General features: G+C 51.1%; 20 protein-coding genes and 2 pseudogenes. 17 read left to right on the top strand and 5 right to left on the bottom strand.

Annotation, left to right across the window (positions count from 1 at the left end):
* Positions 1-77: 77 nt before the first annotated feature.
* A complete protein-coding gene (locus CEK60_RS10045) occupies positions 78-1718 on the bottom strand; it encodes a L,D-transpeptidase family protein (protein WP_089038895.1) in 1641 nt (546 codons plus the stop codon).
* 127 nt (positions 1719-1845) lie between these two features.
* On the opposite strand from CEK60_RS10045, the gene CEK60_RS10050 reads away from it, so the two are divergent.
* The 8 genes from CEK60_RS10050 (at position 1846) to CEK60_RS10085 (ending at position 10549) form a co-directional block, all read left to right on the top strand.
* Positions 1846-2571, top strand: a complete 726-nt coding sequence (locus tag CEK60_RS10050) for a murein L,D-transpeptidase catalytic domain family protein (protein WP_089038896.1) — start codon at positions 1846-1848, stop codon at positions 2569-2571.
* A gap of 292 nt (positions 2572-2863) precedes the next feature.
* Entirely contained in the window at positions 2864-3961 is a 1098-nt protein-coding gene (locus CEK60_RS10055; RefSeq protein ID WP_089038897.1) for a CZB domain-containing protein, read from the top strand.
* Positions 3962-4065: 104 nt separating this feature from the next.
* Positions 4066-5085: a patatin-like phospholipase family protein gene (locus CEK60_RS10060; protein ID WP_089038898.1), complete on the top strand. Its 1020-nt coding sequence runs from the start codon at positions 4066-4068 to the stop codon at positions 5083-5085.
* A gap of 301 nt (positions 5086-5386) precedes the next feature.
* Positions 5387-6739: a NarK family nitrate/nitrite MFS transporter gene (locus CEK60_RS10065; RefSeq protein ID WP_089038899.1), complete on the top strand. Its 1353-nt coding sequence runs from the start codon at positions 5387-5389 to the stop codon at positions 6737-6739.
* A gap of 115 nt (positions 6740-6854) precedes the next feature.
* Positions 6855-8141, top strand: coding sequence for a nitrate regulatory protein (locus CEK60_RS10070; RefSeq protein WP_089038900.1), 1287 nt, complete (start codon positions 6855-6857; stop codon positions 8139-8141).
* Positions 8142-8218: 77 nt separating this feature from the next.
* Positions 8219-8905, top strand: a complete 687-nt coding sequence (locus CEK60_RS10075; protein ID WP_089038901.1) for an SDR family oxidoreductase — start codon at positions 8219-8221, stop codon at positions 8903-8905.
* 133 nt (positions 8906-9038) lie between these two features.
* Positions 9039-10031, top strand: coding sequence for an LLM class flavin-dependent oxidoreductase (locus CEK60_RS10080; RefSeq protein ID WP_089038902.1), 993 nt, complete (start codon positions 9039-9041; stop codon positions 10029-10031).
* A gap of 23 nt (positions 10032-10054) precedes the next feature.
* Complete coding sequence (locus tag CEK60_RS10085; protein WP_089038903.1) at positions 10055-10549, top strand: GNAT family N-acetyltransferase; 495 nt, start codon at positions 10055-10057, stop codon at positions 10547-10549.
* Between the two features lie 58 nt (positions 10550-10607).
* Here CEK60_RS10085 and CEK60_RS10090 read toward each other — a convergent pair whose 3' ends face one another.
* The gene (locus CEK60_RS10090) at positions 10608-11156 is read right to left on the bottom strand and encodes a DUF1415 domain-containing protein (RefSeq protein ID WP_089038904.1); all 549 of its coding nucleotides are present in this window, start codon (positions 11154-11156) and stop codon (positions 10608-10610) included.
* A gap of 97 nt (positions 11157-11253) precedes the next feature.
* Positions 11254-11922, bottom strand: coding sequence for a GntR family transcriptional regulator (locus CEK60_RS10095; protein ID WP_089038905.1), 669 nt, complete (start codon positions 11920-11922; stop codon positions 11254-11256).
* Positions 11923-12112: 190 nt separating this feature from the next.
* Between CEK60_RS10095 and CEK60_RS10100 the strand changes: the two genes are divergently transcribed.
* The 8 genes from CEK60_RS10100 to CEK60_RS10135 all read left to right on the top strand — a co-directional run bounded on the left by CEK60_RS10100 (position 12113) and on the right by CEK60_RS10135 (position 20468).
* Positions 12113-12670 carry a chromate transporter gene (locus tag CEK60_RS10100; protein WP_089038906.1) on the top strand — a complete coding sequence of 186 codons (558 nt, stop codon included), beginning with the start codon at positions 12113-12115 and terminating at the stop codon, positions 12668-12670.
* Positions 12667-13197 carry a chromate transporter gene (locus CEK60_RS10105; protein WP_089038907.1) on the top strand — a complete coding sequence of 177 codons (531 nt, stop codon included), beginning with the start codon at positions 12667-12669 and terminating at the stop codon, positions 13195-13197. Before CEK60_RS10100 ends, CEK60_RS10105 begins: the two co-directional genes overlap by 4 nt.
* 96 nt (positions 13198-13293) lie before the next feature.
* Positions 13294-14244, top strand: a complete 951-nt coding sequence (locus CEK60_RS10110) for a tripartite tricarboxylate transporter substrate binding protein (protein WP_089038908.1) — start codon at positions 13294-13296, stop codon at positions 14242-14244.
* 27 nt (positions 14245-14271) lie between these two features.
* The gene (locus tag CEK60_RS10115) at positions 14272-14769 is read left to right on the top strand and encodes a tripartite tricarboxylate transporter TctB family protein (protein ID WP_089038909.1); all 498 of its coding nucleotides are present in this window, start codon (positions 14272-14274) and stop codon (positions 14767-14769) included.
* 8 nt (positions 14770-14777) lie between these two features.
* The gene (locus tag CEK60_RS10120; protein ID WP_089038910.1) at positions 14778-16301 is read left to right on the top strand and encodes a tripartite tricarboxylate transporter permease; all 1524 of its coding nucleotides are present in this window, start codon (positions 14778-14780) and stop codon (positions 16299-16301) included.
* Positions 16302-16309: 8 nt separating this feature from the next.
* Complete coding sequence (locus CEK60_RS10125; RefSeq protein ID WP_089038911.1) at positions 16310-17917, top strand: gamma-glutamyltransferase family protein; 1608 nt, start codon at positions 16310-16312, stop codon at positions 17915-17917.
* A 161-nt stretch (positions 17918-18078) separates the two neighbouring features.
* Positions 18079-19929, top strand: a complete 1851-nt coding sequence (locus CEK60_RS10130) for an ABC transporter ATP-binding protein (RefSeq protein WP_089038912.1) — start codon at positions 18079-18081, stop codon at positions 19927-19929.
* A gap of 290 nt (positions 19930-20219) precedes the next feature.
* Positions 20220-20468 carry a hypothetical protein gene (locus CEK60_RS10135; protein ID WP_089038913.1) on the top strand — a complete coding sequence of 83 codons (249 nt, stop codon included), beginning with the start codon at positions 20220-20222 and terminating at the stop codon, positions 20466-20468.
* A 116-nt stretch (positions 20469-20584) separates the two neighbouring features.
* Here CEK60_RS10135 and CEK60_RS23025 read toward each other — a convergent pair.
* A pseudogene (locus CEK60_RS23025) lies at positions 20585-20866 on the bottom strand (IS30 family transposase); the annotation flags it as partial.
* Between the two features lie 85 nt (positions 20867-20951).
* Here CEK60_RS23025 and CEK60_RS10145 point away from each other — a divergent pair.
* Complete coding sequence (locus tag CEK60_RS10145) at positions 20952-22193, top strand: IS110 family transposase (protein ID WP_089038914.1); 1242 nt, start codon at positions 20952-20954, stop codon at positions 22191-22193.
* A gap of 224 nt (positions 22194-22417) precedes the next feature.
* Here CEK60_RS10145 and CEK60_RS23030 read toward each other — a convergent pair.
* Positions 22418-23090 (bottom strand): annotated as a pseudogene (locus CEK60_RS23030) (IS30 family transposase); the annotation flags it as partial.
* Positions 23091-23170 lie beyond the last annotated feature (80 nt).

Consider the following 23170-nt stretch of genomic DNA (forward strand, 5'->3'; position numbering starts at 1 on the left):
TGAAGCAAGTCTACGTTTACAAACCTTGCTTATAAACCATTCTTATAGAAAACCTAGCAATCAATCCGCCCTTCACGTTATACCGCTCGTGACAATGCAGCCAACAGGTCGGCGTCACGACGGTAAATATCATCGCGGAATTCTACTTCCCCTTGAGCATTTGGCCAGGCCGTTAAGTAGTGCAGCGCGACAGGAATACGCTGAGGGAGATTAACATTACGATCACTTCCACTACTGTTAAGCAACGAAGACAGTTGGTAGCGACTGCCACTATCTTGAAGCAGTAACTGCGCAAATTCCGTTACGCCTTCAACGCGCACACAACCAGAGCTGAGCGCTCGCTGATCGCGCTGAAACAACCCTCTGGCGGGTGTATCGTGAAGATAGATCATTTCGCTGTTGGGAAAACGTACCACCACGCGGCCTAGCGGATTACCGCCACCTGATACTTGGCGCAACATCACTGCACCTGGCCGTTGCCAGTCAATAGCGTCAGCGTTTAACCGCTCGCCGGAGTGGCTTATCACTTGGATATTACGCCGGGCCAAATAGCCTGGATCTCGTCTAACCTGAGGTAAGACGTCCTCGCGCATAATGGTCGGTGGAATCGTCCATGACGGATTGATGGTTAAGTGGCTAATCGCCGAATGAATAATAGGCGTTTCGCGCCGCGGTGTGCCGACTACCACTCTGGTATCCCAGTGCTCACCATTAGGCCGAGTGTAGTGCAATCGATACCCCGCAATGTCAACCCACACGCGCGGTTCATTGGTTTGAATGGGCCTGATCCAACGCGCCCGCTCTAAGTTGACACGCAGTTGATCGATTCGCGACGTGACCGGCGTGTTCAATGCAAGCCGCGTGCGCTGACCCACAACACCATCTTCTTGCAACTGATGACGACGTTGAAATTGCTTAACTGCCCCTTCTAACTCAGCATCATAGGTACGCTGGTTGCTAACCGCAGATTGAACCTCAATCATTGGGTAGGCATTGCTATCTGCCGCCAGCAAGTTGGTTTCTCCCCAATAGGCCAAGCGCTGTCGCAATATCAGCACATCCTCATTAGTATCACCTGGGCGTAACGCCTCATCTCGACCTGCCAGGTAGGGAACATTGCCTTTTTCAGCCAGCGTACGGTATTGACGCAGCGCATCGCGTAGCTGAGCGTACTCCGTTGATGAGGGCCTCACATAGTCAAACGCGCCCTGAATATCGTCATTTTCCACCGCATGGGCAATGCGCAGCAAAGAGTAGCGGCGCTCAGGCCTAGGGATATCCCATTTCGGCTCGACCTCGTTTGGATTCACCTTGCCCCGCGAAAGGTGCTCAAGTGCGAGTAAAAGTGCTGTCGTGGCCTGAATATCAAAGTCAGCTTGCGCCAACGCACCTGCTTGCTGGCTAGTCTGAAATGCGTTTAGCAGGATGCCCGCATCGTAATCACTAGGCGCTAAACCATCATCTTCAAGACTATTTAACGCCTGCACCAGTGCTTCAACACGGCTGATATCTTGCCAGACGGGCCGTTGATTTAGCTGCTGGTAAAAGTCCTCAACAGGCAGTAACGCACTGGATTGAGTATCTAAACGCTGAGCTAACGCCTGCCCAAGAGCGCCTGTATCAGCTTGCGCGCTGGTAACCAACTGAGGCGCTTGGATCAGCGTCAGACATAGAGCCACCCCTATCGCCCATCGTCTAATTAACGTTGTCTCGTTCATCGCTCCTCCTTGCGTTACTATTCATCGTCGCTATTTATCATTGCGATTCATCATTATTACGCTACATCTATTTATCATAGCCGTTTACATGTCTCCTTCGTCGATATCTATTGCAGGATTGCACTCTATGCCTTTTTACCTACGTGCTTCTACCGCCATTTTGTCGCTTCCACTGTTGTTATTGAGCCTTCCCTTACAAGCCGCTAGCTTTTTCTCACAGGTCGCTTCTGCAGCACCTCCCGGCGTTTCGCCCTTGCATCATCAACTACTCCAACTAGCCCCATCAGCAACGCCAGAGGCGCTGCGACTCGCCGCTCAATCGCTTAGCTGTGCGGACCCAACCGCTGAGCGCTTAGCCGTCATTGATTACTCGCTTCCGTCTACCGAGCCACGGCTTTGGGTCTTCGACCTGCATCGACATAAGCTGCTATTTGAAGAGCTGGTTTCTCATGGGCAAGGCTCTGGCGATGCGTTGGCAGAGGTCTTCTCCAATACCCCCGAGAGCCACCAATCCAGCATCGGGCTCTTTCGCACAATGAATAGTTATTATGGTCGTAATGGCTATTCATTGCGCCTGGATGGCTTAGAGCCAGAGGTTAATGACTTGGCGTTTGAGCGAGCGATTGTGATCCATGGCGCTGACTATGTTAGCGACGACTTTATTACCCAGACCGGCAGGCTCGGACGTAGCCACGGCTGCCCTGCCGTACGCGAAGACATCACGTATCCGCTTATCGACAGTTTGAAAGAGAACCAGTATGTCTTCGCCTACTACCCTGATGAAGAGTGGTTAGCAACGTCGCAGTTTCTGCGCTGCCCAAACGACAATGCTGCCCACCTAGCCCAACGCTGATAATCTTGCTATCAAAATTATCTAGCGGCGACGCTGCCCACTTTGTGAGACCAGCCTTAAGGCTGGTCTTTAAACTGGTCTTTAGAATTCGCCGTTGAGACTGGTCTTTGAGACTGGTCTTTGAGACTAATCTTTGAGACTGATCCGGATACATTAAGAAACATAGTCCTCAAAAACGCAAGAGACTGGTTTTCATCATTAATACAAGGTAAATCCGGCACGCACAGCAACCACCTGCAATACTTTGTGACAAAACATCACAAAGCTATTTACTATTTTGCAGGTACTGGCCATGTTTGCTTTTATGCATCCGTATCAAACTATCCATCGCCTAGAGCAAGAAGTGGCAGCGTTGAATGCCCAATTAGAGGCTGAAAAAAAGCGCCACCGCTGTCGCGCGATCAGCTTGATGACGCCGGTTGAGTCGCTCAGCATGCTTCAGGCCAGGGGCGCGGACATGCTTTGCTCATTGAGCAAAGGCGTAGAAGTGCATGCTCAGCACCTTGCTGCCGAGCAATCGACACTTACTGACACTTTCAGCCGACTCCATAAAGCCGAGCAAAGCGCACAAACGTTGCAGCAACACCGCCAACGCTGCCAGCAAATAGACACGTATTTAGCGTCCCCTTTAGTGACTGAGCAAGCCTTCCACGATATACGTCAGCTGAGTGTCGAATTAGGGCACAGCGCAGGCCATACACAAGCGTTAGCCATTACTGCGGCCTTGGAAGTCGCTCACTTTCATGAACAACCGGCAGGCATGCCAGCAATTGTCCAGGACCTGCAAGAGTTATCAGAACACTCTCGGCAATTAGCGCATCAGCTAGCGCAGTGGATCGAGCGCACGGCATTGCAAGTCAATGAAGATGCAAAGATCCGTGATTATCAGCAGCAGGAAATAAAGGCCTTAACCAGCGCCGCCCAAGCAGCAGAACAGGTCATTGAGCAGTTGATAGACCAGTCACGCCATATGTATAAGGTCATACACCACAGTACAACCACGGCTTATTTGCACGCCGCCAAACTCGAGCATGCGGTATGGAAAAGCCGCCTTTATAGGCAACTACTCTCTGCTCATCTGGAAGAGAATTTAGAAGATCACCAGCACTGCACGCTTGGGCATTGGTACTTTATGGGGGACGGTCATCGCTATAAGCATACGGAGGCTTACAAAGCGCTGGCGGCACCGCACAAGCGTTTTCATGAAAGCGGTTTAGAAGCACTTAAGTTTGCCCGCCAAGGTGATCATAATGGCCAGCTTGCGGCACTGGCTATGATGGAAGAAGCCAGCAGTCAGCTAGCGCTCCAGCTTGATAAACTGATGGAGCATGCCGTTTATGAGGTTCCCCTTTCAAATGGGCGCCCTTCACCATTAGCAGATTCACCTTGATGACGTGCTGTGGGCCTGCCTAGCAGGCGTACACATATCACACCCTTTTATGCCATGCTGAGTGGGTTACTGCGCTTTTAATCACTCACTCAGCAGGGAAGGCAATGTCGCAGATCAAAAAGCTAGATCTCGCTTTACAGGGCGGTGGAGCCCACGGTGCTTATACATGGGGTGTCATCGACCGCTTACTTGAAGATGACCGTATCGAAATAGAGGGCATCAGTGGCACAAGCGCTGGCGCAATGAATGGTGTGGTTATGGCAGACGCCCTCACCCGCGGTAACAAAGAGACAGCTCGCCAGGCGCTACACCAGTTTTGGAAAGCGGTTAGCCGAGCGGGGATGGCGAGCCCAATTCGCCGCTCACCACTTGATGTACTTACCGGAAACTGGTCTCTCGATCACTCACCGGGTTATGTGGCTATGGATCTTTTAAGCCGCTTGGTATCCCCCTACCAACTGAACCCTCTGAATATTAATCCACTGCGTGACATTGTCGCCGAACATATTGATTTCAAACGTGTAAGACGTTGTGAGCAGCTTAAGCTATTTGTGACAGCCACTAACGTTCGCACTGGAAAACAGCGCGTCTTTCGCCGCGAAGAGATGAGTGTAGATGCGGTGATGGCCTCTGCTTGCCTGCCATTTGTATTTCAAGCCGTTGAGATAGAGGGTGAAGCGTACTGGGATGGCGGTTATATGGGTAACCCAGCGCTGTTCCCGTTAATGGAGGAGTGCAGCGCACGCGATATTCTGTTGGTGCAGATTAACCCCATCAGTAGAGAAGAAGTCCCTACGTCTGCCTCAGCCATAATGAATCGACTAAATGAAATTACCTTTAATTCAGCCCTGATTAAAGAAATACGCATGATTGCGCTGCTTAAGCGCACCCTGGATGAACAGGGGATCGAAAACTGCTATCAGCAAGCGCTTTTCCACCGTATCAGTGGCGAACAGGCGCTAGAGGATCTCTCGGTATCCAGCAAAATGAACTCAGAGTGGCCGTTTCTATGTTACCTGTTTGAGCAAGGGCGAGAGGCCGCCGAACGCTGGCTAGAAACTCACTTTGAAGCGATAGGTGAACGTTCAACACTGGATATTGACGCTGTTTATTTGCACGAATAACCAGCACTCAGGTGTCGCACGTCTTCACCACAGATGCGCCACCTTGGTGCATTAGCAGCCTGCTACAACTCTCCACCTATCAAACAAACATATATAAGAAGCTGATTTTAAAATTAAAATAATTTTATGGCGAACTAATTGCTTAACTCTTACTGAATGATGGTAGGCGTGGACCAGGCCCAACGGGTACGAGTGCGTCGAACCTGCCCTTCAATGGCGAAGGCATGTTCTCGTTAACAACATAGCGCCTTTCCAAGCGCCATGTTTTGACCCACTCGTATCGTGCTCTGTGAGGCCATCCATGGACATTCGCAATAAAGCTAACCGCATTCGGCTATTCAACTTCTCTACCCCTCAAATGCGTGCGTTCCACTTCTCCTGGTTCGCGTTCCATATCTGTTTTTTTGGTTGGTTTGGCATCGCTCCACTGATGGCAGTGGTCCGTGAAGATTTATCACTCACCCAAACGCAGATCGGCAATACCATTATTGCCTCCGTTGCTATTACCGTTATTGTCCGCCTGCTCATTGGCGTGCTGTGCGATAAAATTGGGCCTCGTAAAACCTATACCGGTTTGTTGATGCTCGGCGCTGTGCCCGTTATGTGCATAGGTTTTGCCAATAGCTTCGAGACCTTCTTACTCGCTCGGCTGGCCATCGGCGCCATCGGTGCATCCTTTGTGATCACCCAATATCACACCACGATGATGTTTGCGCCGAATGTCGTTGGCACCGCCAATGCGACCAGTGCTGGCTGGGGGAACTTGGGCGGCGGTACGACGCAAATCCTGATGCCGTTGATCTTCTCAGGTCTACTAATGCTTGGCGTTAGTGAAACGCTAGGGTGGCGCTTAGCAATGGTGGTGCCTGGCGTCGTACTGTTTTTTACTGGGATTGGCTATTGGCTGTTTACCCAAGACGCTCCCGATGGCAACTTTAGCGACCTGCGCGCCCGCGGCGAGCTACCCGAAGCCACAGGTGAAAATAGCGCAGTACAAAGCTTTATGACCGCAGCAAAAGATATTCGCGTATGGGCGCTGTTTATTGTTTACGGGCTCTGCTTTGGCGTCGAACTAACCATCAATAATATTGCCGCTATCTACTTCTTCGACAAGTTTGACCTGACCCTGGCAACCGCTGGTTTAATCGCTGGTTTATTTGGCCTAATGAATATTTTTGCCCGTACCCTTGGCGGCGTTTTTTCAGACCTGTTCGCCAAACAAGGCGGTTTAAAAGGGCGAGTTCGCTGGCTGTTTATCGCCTTGGTGTGTGAAGGAATAGCACTCATTGCCTTCTCACAAATGCACGTCTTAAGCCTCGCAATCGGCATCATGCTGGTCTTCAGCCTGTTTGTTCAAATGGCCGAAGGAGCAACATTTGGCGTGGTGCCCTTTATCAATAAAAAAGCACTCGGTGCTGTTGCCGGTATCGTGGGGGCGGGTGGAAACGTCGGTGCTGTATCCGCCGCCTTTCTGTTCCGTAGTGAAAGTCTTGGCTACCAACAAGGGCTTTTTTACCTTGGCATTACCGTATTAGTGCTCGCTTCCTGTGTACTGGTAGTACGCTTCAGCGATGCCACAGAAGCCGAAGAAGCAACCGCCTACCGTGATGCAGTTGGCGGCGATACGAGCGCAGGCGCACTCTCGCTGCGTTAGCACTCACTTACCCCTCTGTATGCTTTATCCGCGACGATTTTTTACGACACGTTTTCGCGACACTTATCGCAGCAGAGGGGATTTCATCTCAGGCGGGGAGTAAAAGGAAACCACTATGTCTTCAGCCCAACAACTACTCTTAACCGCCCTTCGATGCGATATCGATAGCCTGCACCACCTAGCCACTACCTCAGAGATCGTTGGCGACATTAGCGGTTTTATCCATGCGCTCCAACGTGAACGAGGCGCCTCGACGATTTACCTTGTCTCGAAAGGTAAACGGTTTGCTACTCGGCGAAAGGAATTTGTACAGCATAGCCAAGAAGCCGAGACCGTTATGCGCCAGCGGCTAGAAGCGCTTACCGAAGAAGCACGACCACAGGCAGCGGCACGCTTACTCAGGCGGATTGCAGCGGTGTGGCTTGCCCTGGATGACCTAAACACGTTACGGCAAGCCATTCATTCGTTTGCGATCTCTCCTGATGCGGCAACCCAAGCCTTTAACCACTTAATTAGTGGGCTCCTCGCCATTGTATTTGAAGCAGCAGATACCTCGGTAGACCCGGATATCACTCGCGCACTAGTGGCTATTTTCCACCTTATGCAAGGCAAAGAACTCGCTGGGCAAGAACGTGCCTGTGGTGCCTTTGGCTTTACTCATGGGCATTTCGACGATGCCCATCGCGAATTGATTCACCAATTAGTACGCGATCAGCAACGCTGCTTCGACACCTTTGAAGAGTTTGCCTCACCCGAGGCTGAACTTATTTGGCAGCAGACTCTTTCGCCGCGAACACTCGATGGGATTCAGCAGCTTCGCAATATTGCTTACCAACATGCCGGCCAAGACTCTCATCAAGAGGGCCGCGTAAACAAAACGCTTAGTGAAACATGGTACGACCTAACAACATTACGCATTGATAGCATCAAAGCCGTTGAAGACACCCTAAACCACCAATTAACGGCGCTATGTCATCAAAAAATCACTCAGGTGCATGCGACGTTAGAGCAGGCTAAAACACCTCTTAACCAGCCAACTCTTGCTCCCTGTGAGCAGCTTCTTGCCTTAAGCGATACACAGCCATTAGGAGAGCTGACAGCTAGCGCTTTAACCTCTCCATTAGGACGTTCACTGATTGAGCTTGCCCATGCCCAGTCGAGCCACCTTCAAGGTCTCAGCGATGAGCTGGAAAATACCCGTAAAGCTCTGCGTGAACGTAAGCTCATCGAACGCGCCAAAGGCCTTATCATGGCCCACCAGGAAATGACTGAAGAAGAGGCTTACCGTTTTTTACGTAAAACCTCGATGGATCACAGTAAAAGCATGGCCGATATGGCGCAGTCGATACTCGACCTTTCATCTATGCTCAAACGCAAAGACGAACACACGCACACAAGCTGAAACAGCTCATTTGCAACACTGTGGGCAATTAGCCATTCTTATATCTCCCCTTTCTGAATGAGCTAGGAGCACACGCTATGCAGCACCGTGTCCTAATGATCACTGGCGCCTCAAGTGGAATTGGTGCCGCCACCGCGCGAGCAGCCTCACGTGAAGGCTATCAGCTGATACTTGCCGCCCGCTCTACCGAAAAACTTACCGCATTGGCTCAGGAGCTTGGCCCAGAAAACGTGCTGGCATGTGCGTTGGATGTCACCGACATGGCGCAACAGCAAGCAATGGTCGATCAAGCGATTGAAACATTTGGGCGTATCGATGCAGTCTTTGCAAACGCTGGGCGCGGTGGTTCTCCCGGCGGTTTTAGCGGTGCCGATCACGACGCTTGGCGTGAGATGATCCTGACCAATATTTACGGTGTAGGGCTAACGCTTCAGGCATGCCTTCCCGCGCTAAAGCGAAGCAAAGGGCATGTACTATTAACCGGCTCAGCTGCTGGACGAACGACGATTCCAGGCTCGATGTACAGCGCCACAAAATGGGCAGTGACCGGTATAGGCTATAACTTGCGTGAAGAGCTACGCGGAACGGGCATGCGCGTCACCTTGATTGAACCGGGCATGGTGGATACCCCTTTCTTTGATAAGTCACCAGAGCATGCGCTTGAAGATCGCGATATTGCCAACGCCGTGATTTATGCACTCTCTCAACCACCACACGTCGATGTGAACGAGATTTTAATTCGGCCAACGCCACCCACTGATTAAGCGACGCTACGAACGGGCAATAATGGCACCTTGCATTTCTTCTTACCTGCCCACATAACACTGGAATACCTAGCGTGCTAATAAATAACGCCGTAAATTTAGCCGCCCATACGCTTTTAAATGCAGGTGCCCCATGAGCCAACTCGCCAATACCGCCCTTTCCGTGCTCGATCTAGCACCGATTCGTCAAGGAGGTAGCGCTGAAGAAACATTTCGCAACAGCGTGTCCCTAGCGCAACGGACAGAACAGCTCGGCTATACGCGTTACTGGCTGGCTGAACACCACAACATTGCCGGCATCGCCAGCGCAGCAACGGCCGTATTAATTGGTCATGTTGCTGGGCAAACCTCCACGATACGCGTGGGCAGCGGTGGTATCATGCTACCCAACCATCCGCCCCTGGTGATTGCCGAGCAGTTCGGCACCTTAGAAACCCTTTACCCAGGCCGGATTGATTTAGGACTGGGCCGTGCGCCCGGTTCAGATGGCGCCACCATGCAGGCGATGCGCCGCAATGCACAGGCGGGCGTCGATGACTTTCCACAGCTGCTAAATGAGCTACAAAGTTACTTAGCAGATGCAGACCCTCAGCAGCGTGTGAAAGCCGTCCCTGGACAAGGCACCCACGTACCTATCTGGCTACTCGGTTCTAGTGGCTATAGTGCACAACTAGCCGCAAAACTCGGGCTCCCCTTTGCGTTTGCGGCCCAATTTGCACCGGGTTACTTATTTGAAGCATTGCGGCTTTATCGTGATAACTTCCGACCGTCGGAGCACTTAGACAAACCCCATGCCATGGTAGGGCTACCCGTTATCGCTGCCGAAAATGATGCCATGGCCCATTACTTAGCAACGACTTCTCAACAGAAATTTCTTAGCCTTATTCGAGGCAAGCCGACCCAGTCGCTGCCCCCGGTTGAGCAGATGGACTGGTCGCCGATGGAGCGCTCCCAAGTAAGCCAGTTCCTAGGTGCCGCCATCATTGGCGGGCCCGACACCGTCAAAGCTGAGCTAGAGGCCTTTCAAGCGCGGACTGGCGCGGACGAGTTAATGATCAATAGCGACTTTTATGATCATGCCGACCGCTTGCGTAGCTATGAAATCGTGGCTGACGTCGCTCGATAACTTATTAATGAAACGCTAAAACTATGACCACACTTAGCTTTACACCTATGACGCAAGAGGACTTCACGGTCTTCTGGCCTACTTTTCAGTCCATCGTTAGCGCTCAAGAAACGTACGCTATCGATCCTGACATTACCTTTGCAGCAGCTTATGCATTGTGGTGTCAGCAGCCCAAAGCGTCATTTGCGGTAAAAGATAGCCAAGGCGAGTTACTGGGCACTTACTATCTGAAAGCCAACGCTGCAGGCCCAGGCCAACACATCTGTAACTGCGGCTATATGGTAACGCCTGCTGCCAGGGGGAAAGGTGTCGCCCGCCAGATGTGCGAACACTCGCAGCAGGTAGCACGTCAACATGGCTTTGAAGCGATGCAATTTAATGCCGTGGTGGCCACAAACCAAGTGGCCGTTGCCCTGTGGCAACGGCTAGGGTTCACGATTGTCGGCACGATTCCTAACGCCTATCGGCACGCATCCCAGGGGTTAGTCGATAGCTACGTGATGTATAAAGCGCTGTAGTGACCACTTGATAACCAGGCACGCTTTATTGGTAGGACATCATAGAGAGGTCACCGAGTTATTTAAGGCAGCGCTGCAGAAGCTCTTCAGCGGCGACGCTGCCCAGCTCGGTTAAGTGGGCAATATTGCGTTCTGGGATTTGTTCCGTATCACCGTAAAAAGCAATCGCTTTTTCGACGCTGGCCTCGCGCAATAGATGAACCATCGCGTAGGGCGAGCGGTTAGTGTAATTCGCTGCGTCTTCAGGCTCAGCATCGGCAAAACAGTAATCAGGATGGAAGGTTGCTAGCTGATAGACACCTTCATACCCCAGGTCGACCAGCAGGCTTTCGGCAAGCTCGACATAATCCAGGTAGTGATCGAAGCTTTTAAACAGCGTAGGAAATACCAGCAGTGTGGTTTCCGTTTCCGGATGCTCGTTCAGCCACTCTACTTCGGCTATTAGTTCTTCCAATGCCACGTCGACTTTTTTCGAGCGCACCACCTCGACCCGAACGTTACCGCCGTCAAGCTCGCGCTTAGCAAACGGGCATATATTGTGCTCCACAATAAAGCCGCGTACCCACGCTAACGTTTGCTCTGCTATCTGGTTATCCGCCTCTTGCATCACGCCTACTACCTTACATTAGAGTGGCTATTACCACGGTTAGAACCTGCTCGTGTACCGGTAAGAAAGAGTGTACCTGCAAGAACCAGTAAATGCTTCAGACGTGTTCCTGAAACCGTGCCAACGCCACTTCATAAGACTTATGAATATGATCATCCATTAGGGCCCGAGCCACTTTTCCATCTCTGTTTAACGCCAGCTCCACCAATTGATGGTGTTGCTCGTCCAACTCTTGCCGAATAGAGGGCATTTTGGGCCCCAAGCGGCGATAGCGATCAAACTGGTCGTGCAGCTGCTCTATAAATCGCAGTAACCACACCGACCCACAAGGCGCCACCAGAGTGCGATGGAACTGAGTATGTAAACGCTCCCACTCCTCCCCTTTATCGAGTGATACATCCGCACGTTTTAAGCGATGAGCCGCCGCCAAAAGATCGGCTTCCCAGACCGCATCGCCGTGGGCAATGGCACGCTCAAACGCCATGCCTTCTAGTTCAGTGCGCAAGCGTGCAATATCATCCAGCTCTTCCCTCGACAGCTTCGGAACCCTGAAGCCACGTTGGTTTTCTTGGATTAATAAACCGTACGCCGCCAGTTTATTTAATGCTTCACGCAGCGGGCTTAGCCCTACCTGGTAGTACTCTTTCAGCGCATTAATGGCTAATTTTTCTCCCGCCGCAAAGCGGCCACCGACTAAATCTCTGCGCAACGCATCGTAAATAGGGCTGGAGGCTGTATCAGCAGCAGGAGGGATGTGCTTGTTCATTCCGTGATCCTTTTGCGCATCTTCGCGAACGCGTCTGTTAACGGAGATTCTAGGGCTAGGTGTTGACGTCTCACAATAGCCTAGCCTATATTCTATTTTATTCATAAAAATCGATTTTCAACAAAACAAACGATTAAGAGGCGAAACAGATGCTTTTAACTGAGATGCCGCTGCTAATGGCACTGGGCATATGAAACAGTCGGCACTCTTTTGGGCTTTCTTGCGTGTTGGCCTCCTCGGCTTCGGCGGGGGGCCGGCCATGATACCGCTAGTACGTGCTGAAGTTGTGACCCGGCACAAGTGGCTAACCGATGAGGAGTTTGCCGACGTACTTGCCATCGGCAACACGCTGCCCGGCCCTATCGCGACTAAGATGCCTGGCTATATCGGCTACCGGGTTGGCGGCATCAGCGGCTGTATTGCGGCGGTTATTGCCGTGATTGTGCCTATGATTGTGGCAATGATTGTCATGCTCGGTATTTTTAGTCGCTATCGCGACGTTGCCTGGATACGTGGCATGGGGCAGGCAGTTATTCCTGTCGTTATGATCATGATGGGGCAATTAACCTGGGATTTTTTCGACAAATCTCAAGCAGCTCTTGGCTGGCTAGCAAGCGTGCTAATGGCCGTTATTGCAGGTGGATTAATTTATTGGCTGGGTGTCCACCCTGGCTGGGTAATTGGTGCCATCTTGCTAACAGCCATGCTGCGCCCAACGGGTAAAAAACGCGTGGAGGGCTCGGCATGATCTATTGGGAGCTTTTCTTAGCGTTTTTCATTCCTAACATTATTGGCTATGGCGGCGGCCCCGCCATTATTCCTCTCATTGAAGCCGAGGTGGTTGGCCGTTATGGCTGGATGACCTCTCAGGAGTTTGCCGAAACCCTGGCCTTGGGCAACGCCCTCCCCAGCCCTATTGCGACTAAAATGGCGGGCTACATTGGCTATGACATCGCCGGCATTGGCGGTGCATTGGTGGCTGTTTCCGCGACGGTTATTCCTTCTTTAATGCTGATGCTGGGGGCATTGGGGCTGCTTTACCGTCATCGTGACTCTCCCCGCGTCAAGCGTATGAGCCAGTGGGTGCGCCCGGTCATCGCCATCATGATGGCGTGGCTAACCTTAGGCTTTCTACTCGAAAGCCTTAACACCAGCGGGGCTATCCATACGCTGATTATCGGCATAGCGGCCGCTATCGCCTTGTTGCGCTTCAACATGCATCCCGCCTTTGTGGTTATGGGTGCTTTAGCTTATGGAGGGATCATCATTCCATAACAGAAGACGCAGAAGCCTTATAACAATAAAAGCCATGCACCTAAGTTTAACGCGCCACAGCTCACAATAACTCAAGCACTATAAATGGGGAATCCAATGACCTTTAAATCACTCTTCACCACTACCGCGATAGCTGCAGCACTCTCTCTGCCTACCTTTGCGGCAGCCACAGAGCATTACCCTGAGAAGCCGATTGAATTTATCGTTCCCTGGGGGCCAGGTGGCGGCAGCGACCTGCTAATGCGCCTTGTTAGCAAGCACCTTGAAACAGAGCTGGAGCAGGCTGTCCCCGTTATTAATATGCCTGGCGCTAGTGGCACGGTAGGTCTGCGCGAAGCTTCCCGGCGAGATAGCGATGGATACACGATTTCGCAAATACATGAAGGCTTGCTAATTGCGCACCATTCGGGGGTTACCGACCTCAACTGGGACGATTTTGATGTCGTTTCCATGATGACCAGCGATAACTCAGTCATCGTAGTCAATGCCGATACGGGTTGGGAAACACTTGATGACATGCTCGAAGATGTCACTTCAAGTCCAGGTGAGTACCGAATGGGCGTTACGTTGGGTGGTATTCCACACTTATGGGCTGTGCAGTTTGAAGAATCCACTGGCACTCAGTTCGGCTATGTGGGGTATGAGGGGACCGGAGAGCGGTTACGCGCACTAGCAGGCGGCCATATCACAGTGGCTATTGAAGATTATTACTCCGCTCGCGCCTTCGTCGAAAATGGCGATTTGAATGTACTGGCAGCCGCGACCTCTGAACGCATCGAAGAGCTACCCGATACGCCTACGCTGAAAGAGCTAGGCCATGATCTGGAGTTTTTAGTCACCCGTGGCGTTGTTGTACCAAAAGGCACACCAGAATCGGTGATTACAACGCTGGAAAGCGCACTTAAAAATGTCGCTAACAGTACAGAATTTAAAACCGATATTGAGAACGTAGGCGGTACCGTTCGTTACCTTAACCGGGAAGATTACACCGCTTATTTAGAGCGCAATAACGCGTTCATTGAAAATAACGCCCACCTTCTTGATTAAGGTAACACCACGCTTGAGGAGGCCATTATGGAACGCAGAAGCCCTGAGATAGCGCTGACCTCTGCTTTACAGCTGCTGTCTTATCTCATTATCGCCCTAGGTGCTTTATTAATGGCCTTCAAGGCCGGCTCATTGCCGGCCTCTCGCTGGGAGCCCATGAGTGCTGGGGTCTTCCCACAAATTATTTTCGTTAGCATTGCAATTTTATGTGGTGTCGCTGCTATCTCTGACATTTCCAAGCACGGCTTACCACGCCTATCCTTTAGCGTTGCTTGGAAAAGGTTAATTGCGCTAAAGGCCGTCATCTTTAACCTAGTGTTCTTTATTATTTATGTGGCAATCATGCCTGTCGCCGGTTTTATTATCAGCACCTTTGCGTATTTACTTATTGCTCAATTTTATCTAGCGCCCAAAAAACCTATTACCGTATTGATTGCCATTTTCGTTGCCATCCTCTTTTCTACAGGGCCTTACTATTTATTTTCTGAGGTCTTCAATATCTATCTTCCCCGAGCTCAATGGTAAGGTGATCTATGACTGACGCTTTTCTCGTAGCGCTAGGGGGTGTCACTGAACCCTATACGCTATTACTCATGGCAGTAGCGACGTTTGCAGGTATTGTTGCCGCGGCAATCCCCGGCTTTACGATTACCATGGCAATTGTCCTTACCTTGCCACTCACCTTTGCTATGCCGCCAATGCAAGGTATTGCAGTCATGCTTGCTGTCTACGTTGGGGGCTTGAGCGGCGGCTTATTTAGCGCCGCTTTACTGGGCATTCCAGGAACGCCTTCGTCAGTTGCGACCACGTTTGATGCCTTTCCCATGGCAAGACAGGGCAACCCCGGCAAGGCGCTATCATTAGGATTATTTGCTTCATTTGTAGGCTCGATTATTTCTATTGCAGTGCTGATCGTTGCGGCACCACCGCTCGCACTTCTAGCCGTTAAGTTAGGCCCATGGGAGTATTTTGCCCTCATTATTTTTGCCTTAACCGTCATCGCCAGTCTGGTGGGTGATTCACTAATTAGAGGGCTGATTGCAGGCCTTATTGGTATCGGTATTGCAACGATAGGGCCTGATCCATTAATGGGTCGCGAGCGCTTTACCTTTGGTTATGAAATCCTTACGGCGGGCATCCCCTTCCTGGTTGTTTTAATTGGCATGTATGCCATGAGTCAATTGCTGTCAGAGCTGGAGAATAAAGGAGGAGATAATCACTCTTCTGGGGCACTGATTAGCGGGGATATGCGCCCTCACCTCTGGCAAACCGTAAAAGACATCACCCTGAAACCCATCAACGTTATACGCTCATCCTTACTCGGCGTATTTATTGGTGCAGTACCCGGTGCAGGTAGCTCAATTTCTAACCTGTTGGCCTACGACCAAGCTAAACGTGCTTCTAAACACCCAGAGACGTTTGGCAAAGGCGAGCCCCAAGGGGTAGTTGCTTCTGAATCAGGCAACTCCTCAACGGTTGGCGGTAGCATGATTCCCTTAATTGCATTAGGCATTCCAGGGTCACCCGCCGATGCAGTTCTCATGGCAGCCATTATGGTACACGGCATCAGCATTGGTCCGCGCTTAATCCTTGATCATCCCGACTTGGTTTACAGCATGTTTATTGCCATGGCGATAGCTTCTGTCTTCATGCTGTTAATCGGCGTTGTTTTGATGAAGGCTTTTTTACGGCTACTAAATGTACCGAAGTATATTGTTGTTCCCGTTGTGCTCGCTTGCTGCGCGATTGGTACTTACACCCTAAATAACCGCTTATCAGACCTTTATCTGCTTGCCTGCATCGGTGCCGTGGGCTACCTGCTGAAGAAATTGGATTATCCGTTAGCGCCTCTTGTACTGGGCGTTGTATTGGGCCCTATTGCAGAAACTAACTTAAGACGGGCTTTCCAGACCAGTGCTGACTGGACGCTCTTTTTCACTCGGCCTATATCAGCACTGCTGCTTACATTAGCGGTTGCCTCTGTGATTTACAGTATTTATAGCTATATAAAGCAGCGCCGTCTAATGGCTCAACGTCTAGGTGCCACCTCTAAATAGGAATACTAATGCACACTGATCCACACTATTACCCTTCCGCTTCACGTCGCATGGTTACCTTTGGCAAACGCGGGATGGTCGCGACATCTCAATCGCTTGCGGCACAGGTAGGTATTGATATTTTACGCAAAGGTGGCAATGCCATTGATGCTGCCATTGCGACAGCAGCTGCTTTAACGGTTGTTGAGCCGACCTCGAACGGTATTGGTAGCGATGCTTTTGCTCTGGTATGGGTAAAAGGTGAGCTACATGGCCTCAATGCTAGCGGCCCTGCTCCAAAGGGTATTTCATGTGATGCCGTTAAGGCTCTGGGCCATGAGGAAATGCCTGCCCATGGATTAGTCCCGGTCACCGTGCCTGGTGCGCCTGGCGCTTGGGCTGCGCTTTCAGAGCGTTTTGGTAAACTGCCGTTTGAGCAGTTGTTAGCACCAGCAATAGAATTAGCCGAAGAAGGTTTTGCTGTATCTCCAGTAGCGAGTCAGCTATGGGAAAGCGCCGTAAAGCGCTATGGTCAATACAAAGCAGCAGAGTTTACCCCTTGGTTTACGCACTTTACTTCCAATGGCCAGGCTCCCAAAGCGGGTGATGTTTGGCGCTCTCCAGATATGGCAAAAACGCTGCGTGAAATTGCCAACAGCCATGCGGATGCGTTTTATCAAGGAAGCCTAGCAGATGCGATGGATGCCTTTTCACGCCAGCATGGCGGCTTCTTACGCAAAGAAGATTTACAAGCATTCAAGCCGGAGTGGGTCAAACCCATCAGTGTCCGGTATCGGGGCCATGATATTTGGGAAATCCCCCCCAACGGCAGCGGGTTAATTGTGCTTCAAGCGCTGGGGATTCTTGAGTCACTAGATGACCAATCGACAGATCCGGTGGAAACCCTTCACCGCCGTATCGAAGCAACAAAACTGGGTTACGTAGATGGCTTACGCTACATCACTGAACGCTGTGCCATGCAACCCAGCGTTGAGCAAATGCTATCGAGTGATTACCTCTCGCAACGTGCAGGTCTTATTGGCCAAGACGCCATTAACCCGGTTCATGGCAATCCGCTAAAGGGCGGCACCGTCTACCTAGCAACAGCGGATGATGACGGTAATATGGTGTCATTTATTCAAAGCAATTTTGAAGGCTTTGGTTCTGGAATGGTCGTGCCTGGTACCGGTATCAGCCTACAAAACCGGGGTTGGTCATTCTCCCTAGATCCACAACATCCCAACGCGTTAGCACCCGGCAAACGCACTTACCACACTATTATCCCCGGCTTTATCACCAAAGATAACCAAGCCGTTGGGCCCTTTGGCGTGATGGGTGGCTACATGCAACCCCAAGGTCATGTGCAGGTAGTAACAGCGATGCTAGAGGATCACCTAAACCCACAGGCAGCACTGGATATGCCGCGCTGGAAGTGGACCAACGGCACAACAATTGAAGTCGAAGCCGATTTCCCCAACCACTTAGCACTTGCCCTAGCCCGCCGCGGGCATCACATCGTAAAAGTCGCCGACTCGATTACTTTTGGCCGGGGTCAAATCATTCTACGCGACCCTGACAGCGGCGTGCTCCAAGGCGGTACCGAGCCGCGCACCGATGGCGCGGTACTGCCTCTTTAAATTTTCGTTCACCCAACGTTCGCCACGAACTTTCAATATCCGTCTTGCAATACTGTCCGATAGCCAGCCTACTGCAGTTTACGCACTGCAGTAGGCTGGCTATCAACGCCAAAGCGTCGCATCATGGCACTCTTTCTTGCTAGGTACTTGCCTGTCTCACTATGCCGCCATTACCGTCCGACACTGCCTCCCCTTCACCGCTGAGCGGTTTCTTTAGTGTGTTCCGCTATAGCAGACGAGCGCTTGCACTCGTGTGGGAAACTTCACGCTGGATGATGCTGGGCTTAGCGTTATGCACCTTGGTGGCAGGGGTTCTACCTGCCGTGGCTGCCTGGGTCGGCCAACTGATTGTAGATGGCGTCGTGGCGGCGATGGACAGCTACCAGGCGGCGAGTTCGCCCAACCTCTGGGAAACACTAACGCCTGTATTAGGCTTAGTGGCCTTGGAAGGGCTGATTATTGCGTTTATTGCCCTGGCACAACGTGGCCTTTCGGCCCAGCAATCGCTACTGCGTGCGTTGCTGGGCCAGAAAGTTAATGTGATGATTCTAGAGAAAGCGGGCACGCTGTCACTCAGTCAGTTTGAAGATTCAGAATTGTACGACCAGCTCACTCGGGCACGGCGGGAAGCGTCTACGCGCCCGCTCGCGCTGGTGAATAAAACCTTTGGGTTGCTACAAAATGCTATTTCATTGGCTAGCTTCGGGTTTCTACTGGTGCAGTTCTCCCCCTGGGCGTTACTCATCTTGGTGGTGGGGGCATTGCCTGTGTTTCTCTCAGAAGCGAAATTTTCCGGCGATGCCTTTCGGCTATTTCGCTGGCGCTCACCGCAAACCCGTATGCAAATATACCTAGAAACAGTGCTTGCTCGGGAAGACAGTATCAAAGAGGTAAAGCTCTTCGGCTTAGAAGGTCTTTTTCTCCAGCGTTACCGGGATATCTTTACCAAACTATTTGCCGAAGACCGCCGCCTAACGTTACGTCGGGAAGGCTGGGGATTTATTCTTGGCTTACTGGGCACGCTGACATTTTATGCCGCTTATGGCTGGGTGGTGATTGAAACTGTCGCGGGCGCGCTTACCCTTGGCCAAATGACCATGTATTTGATGGTATTTAAACAAGGCCAAAGCGCCCTTTCAGCAAGTTTGACTGCTATTAGCGGTATGTACGAAGACAACCTCTATCTTTCCAATCTTTACGAATACCTCGAGCAACCCACCGAAGGTGAAGAAGGCCACCTCACCAAAGGTATAGCGCCAGGCGATGGGTTACGCTTCGAACACGTCAGCTTTGCCTACCCCGGTGGCAGCGACGTACTGCACAATATTTCGCTACATTTAGCGCCGGGCAAAAGTATTGCATTAGTCGGGGAAAACGGCTCGGGCAAAACCACGCTGATTAAGCTATTAACGCGGCTCTACCACCCGACCAAAGGACGCATTTTGCTGGACGGTAGTGACCTCAAGCACTGGGATACCCAGGCATTACGGATGCGGGTTGGGGTTATTTTCCAGGATTTTGTGCGCTACCAACTCTCTGTTGGCGAAAACCTTGGGGTTGGCGACACTCAAGCCTTTGATGACCAACAACGCTGGCAGCAAGCCGCTCACGATGGCATGGCGGATAGCTTTATCGACCGCATGCCACATGGCTACCAAACCCAGCTAGGGCGTTGGTTTAAAAATGGCCAGGAACTCTCTGGCGGTCAGTGGCAAAAAGTAGCGCTTTCACGCGCTTATATGCGCCACAATGCCGATATTTTAGTATTGGATGAGCCTACCGCAGCGATGGATGCCGCAGCGGAAGCCGAAGTATTCGCCCGCTTTCGCGAGCATAGCCACGATAAAATGACGATTTTAATCTCCCACCGTTTTTCGACAGTGCGCAGCGCCGACCAGATCATTGTGATTGACCAAGGGAGTATTATTGAGCGTGGCACCCATGAAGAACTGCTTACTTATAATGGTCGGTATGCAAAACTGTTTCGGCTTCAAGCCAAGGGTTATCGTTAACTGAACTGTTGACGCTCCTATAAGCATCGGTTAAAAGATAAAGGCTGCTTTTAAAAAGTAGCTTTATTTTTATTAACGAGACTTTCTCATGCGCTGGCAAATCCCCGCGACTCGAATGAATAAGCTGCACCGAGTTATTAATAATTCGGTATCGGCTTATTGTTGTCGCGCGCCAGAAATGTAGTGAGAAAATTGGCCGCGGCAGGTGTCGCGGCCATGTGTTTTATCGTTACCTTTGATACTCCCTGATCGCGATGTTGCCCGGCCTCCTAACCCAGGAGACCGACCCCATGGCAGTAGCAACCATTACCCGCAAACTACTCAACGCTGTTAAGCACTATCGTACCCAGCGGCGTCTTTACGAAGACCCACGTCTCCAAAACTCGCACCTGTTAAAAGATATTGGCTTACGCTGGGAGCAGGGCCAACTGGTATCTATTCATGGTGTAGAGGAACCAAGTCAGCGCAACCAACGCCACCAGGCCGAAACCCGCGATGCCTATGAAACGTGTCCACACTGCGGGAGCAGCCTGACATAGCCAACGCCCCGGTCACAGGAAGTGGCCGGGGCGTTTTCTATTTCGAGTCCCACACCAGCTAATTTTTCGCTTCTGCCAAGAACCAGCCCTGCTCTTCTCATTGAACCTTAGTTCAACTAATAAGTGGTTTTTAGTGCTCCTGAGTATTCTCCTAAGAACACCTGGGGTGGGGTTCGGTATCCCAGCCGTCTTCTTGGTCTATCGTTCAGCTTATTGACGACCCTTCGTAGCTCTGTGCCAGACACATTTCGGAAATCAGTCCCTTTCGGAAAATATTGGCGAATCAGACCGTTAGTATTTTTATTGGTGCCACGCTGGCATGAGCAGTACGGGGCACAAAAATAGATATTGCCCGTGACCGCCTTGGCAACCTGGCAGTGCTCAGTGAATTCCGCCCCGTAGTACTTGCTGAATAAGCAGGTTGGAGCCAGCCATCTGTACCAAAATCTCTGATGCCAATCAGTGGATTTAGGAGATGTACACATGGCTGACAACTTAAAGAATAGCTCTGTGAAAGTGATGATCGCCATCGACATTGCCAAAACGTCCCATGATGCTGTCATTTTATGGCCGTCAGGTCGTACCAAAACGTTTAAGCTCCCTAACACGTTAGTGGGTTATCAGAACCTCATTAATGCAGCAGAAGCACCTGCTGAAGATATTTTGGGGGCCTTTGAGCCAACGGCTGACTTTCATCGTAATATTGCCTATTGGTTAAGGTCTCAAGGTGCCTTGTGCCATATGGTGTCGTCTTTAGCCTGCGCCAGAGCGCGTGAAATGTTGTTTAAAAGCTGGGATAAAAACGACAAGAAAGACGCGCGGGTTATCATGTACTTGATGCAGCAGGGCATGATGCAACCATTTTACGATCCGTTAGTGAATGAAATGCTAGATATTCAGGAGCTTGCGAATACGTATTATCAAATCTCACTCGCTAGATCCCGCTGTCAACATAGTTTATTTAATCATTACCTCACCCTCTTTTTTTCAGAAATGGAGCGTTTTTTTAATAGCTCCCGTGCCGTATGGTTTTGCCGCTTCTTGCTGAAATCCCCTACTCCACTAAGTATCACGCGCTATAAAAAAACGACCTTCGTGCAACGTGCTTGGGAGGTAGTGGGGAGGAAGGTGGCCAAACAGCGCTTTTTAGAAGAGATGTATGAAGTGGCAGAGCAGTCGATAGCGTTACCCGTACCGCTTAATAGCCCCGCAATTGCCACCTTCAAATTGCAGATCAGACGTTATTTGACGCTAACCGAGCAACGGCAGCAAATCGAAGAAGCCGCTGACCAGTTGATATCTCACCGCGATGATTACCAGCGACTTCGGACATTGCCTGGTATTGGTCCTGTCATTGCGTTAGTTATTATTGCCGAAAGCGGTGACCTAACGCGTTTTTGTCATTATCGCCAATACCTTAGCTTTTGCGGCTTCAACTTGTCGGCAAGTCAAAGTGGTAAACAACAAGGGCATTACCGCTTATCAAAGCGAGGCAATGCACGTTTACGGTACGCCTTCTGGTTGGCAGCCACGGTCGCCATCAGACAGCGGGAAAATACATTTCGACAGAAATACGAGCGCTATATTCGGGCAACCCCTGATGATCCTGATATCAAGCGGAAAGCCCGTGTGGCAGTGGCTGTTAAATTAGCCCGCGTTGCGCATGCTTTAATAAAGACAGGTAGTGATTATCGAGGCTATTATGAGTTTGGTTGTGAGACGTAAATCTGTGCCGTTAGGGCGCCCAGTGACCCTGTAGATAATGCTCAACGCTCACAACCGTTCCAAAATGCTTTGTTAAGTCCTGTTGGGCCATTTGGACCCTTGCACACTATGGTGAGCACCCTTTAGATCTGGTTGCGACGTATGCGCCTGAGTAGTGAGTAAGTGTTCCGATGCCGAGCACGAAGTGAGATTTTGTGTACATATTGAGCGGGTTCCGTAGGTAGTCCGTTATCCAAGGTGATGGTCTGCACTGCGCCTCGGCGTGATTCTAATAACCGTGTCATCGCCTTGGTCGTCCCAGTGGCCGTGATTTCGGCAGGCGCGCCACCAAGAGATAACCGCTGCGTCTTTCGACAAGGGTCACTAGGCCAGATTCTTTGTGGCCCTTGAGTACCGTATCGCCTTACCAGTGACCGATATAGCGTCGTTCTTCCACTTCAGCGGGGCGTTGTTCAATGCCCACTCTGGGATCTTGCCCAATGGCCAACTGACTCTGATAGCGCCGCTGGCGTGGTAGTCGAAGTCACTTCCATAATGCGCCGCCGTGTTTCTTGTCATCCCAGATTAACGCATAGATCCACTGATGGCTTACCCGCACCCCATTGGTATTCGCCATGAAGCCACTTATTTGCTGAGGGCTCCATTTATCCACCAGTTGATCAGTCACCCAGCGGATCAGGCTTGGCAGTTGCTTCGTGACTTTCCAAGCACTGCGTCGGCGCTGATCACTTCTCGATTGCGCTTCCTCGGGCACATAGCCAGCCTTCAGGCCATTGCGCTTTATCTCCCTGCTAATGGAACCCCAATCGCCTTGGCTATTTGTCGCTGGCTGATGCCGGTCTCAAGATAGGTAGAAAGTTGGTATCGTTGGGCTTGGGTCAGCTGTCGGTATCCCATGCTCTGCTTCACTTTGGTTGGTAAAGTTGAGAAGGTACTGGTGCTTCCCCTCCCTCCTCTACTGTGTGATCCAAAGTGCT

The sequence above is a fragment of the Halomonas sp. N3-2A genome, assembly GCF_002216165.1.
Lineage (GTDB): Bacteria > Pseudomonadota > Gammaproteobacteria > Pseudomonadales > Halomonadaceae > Vreelandella.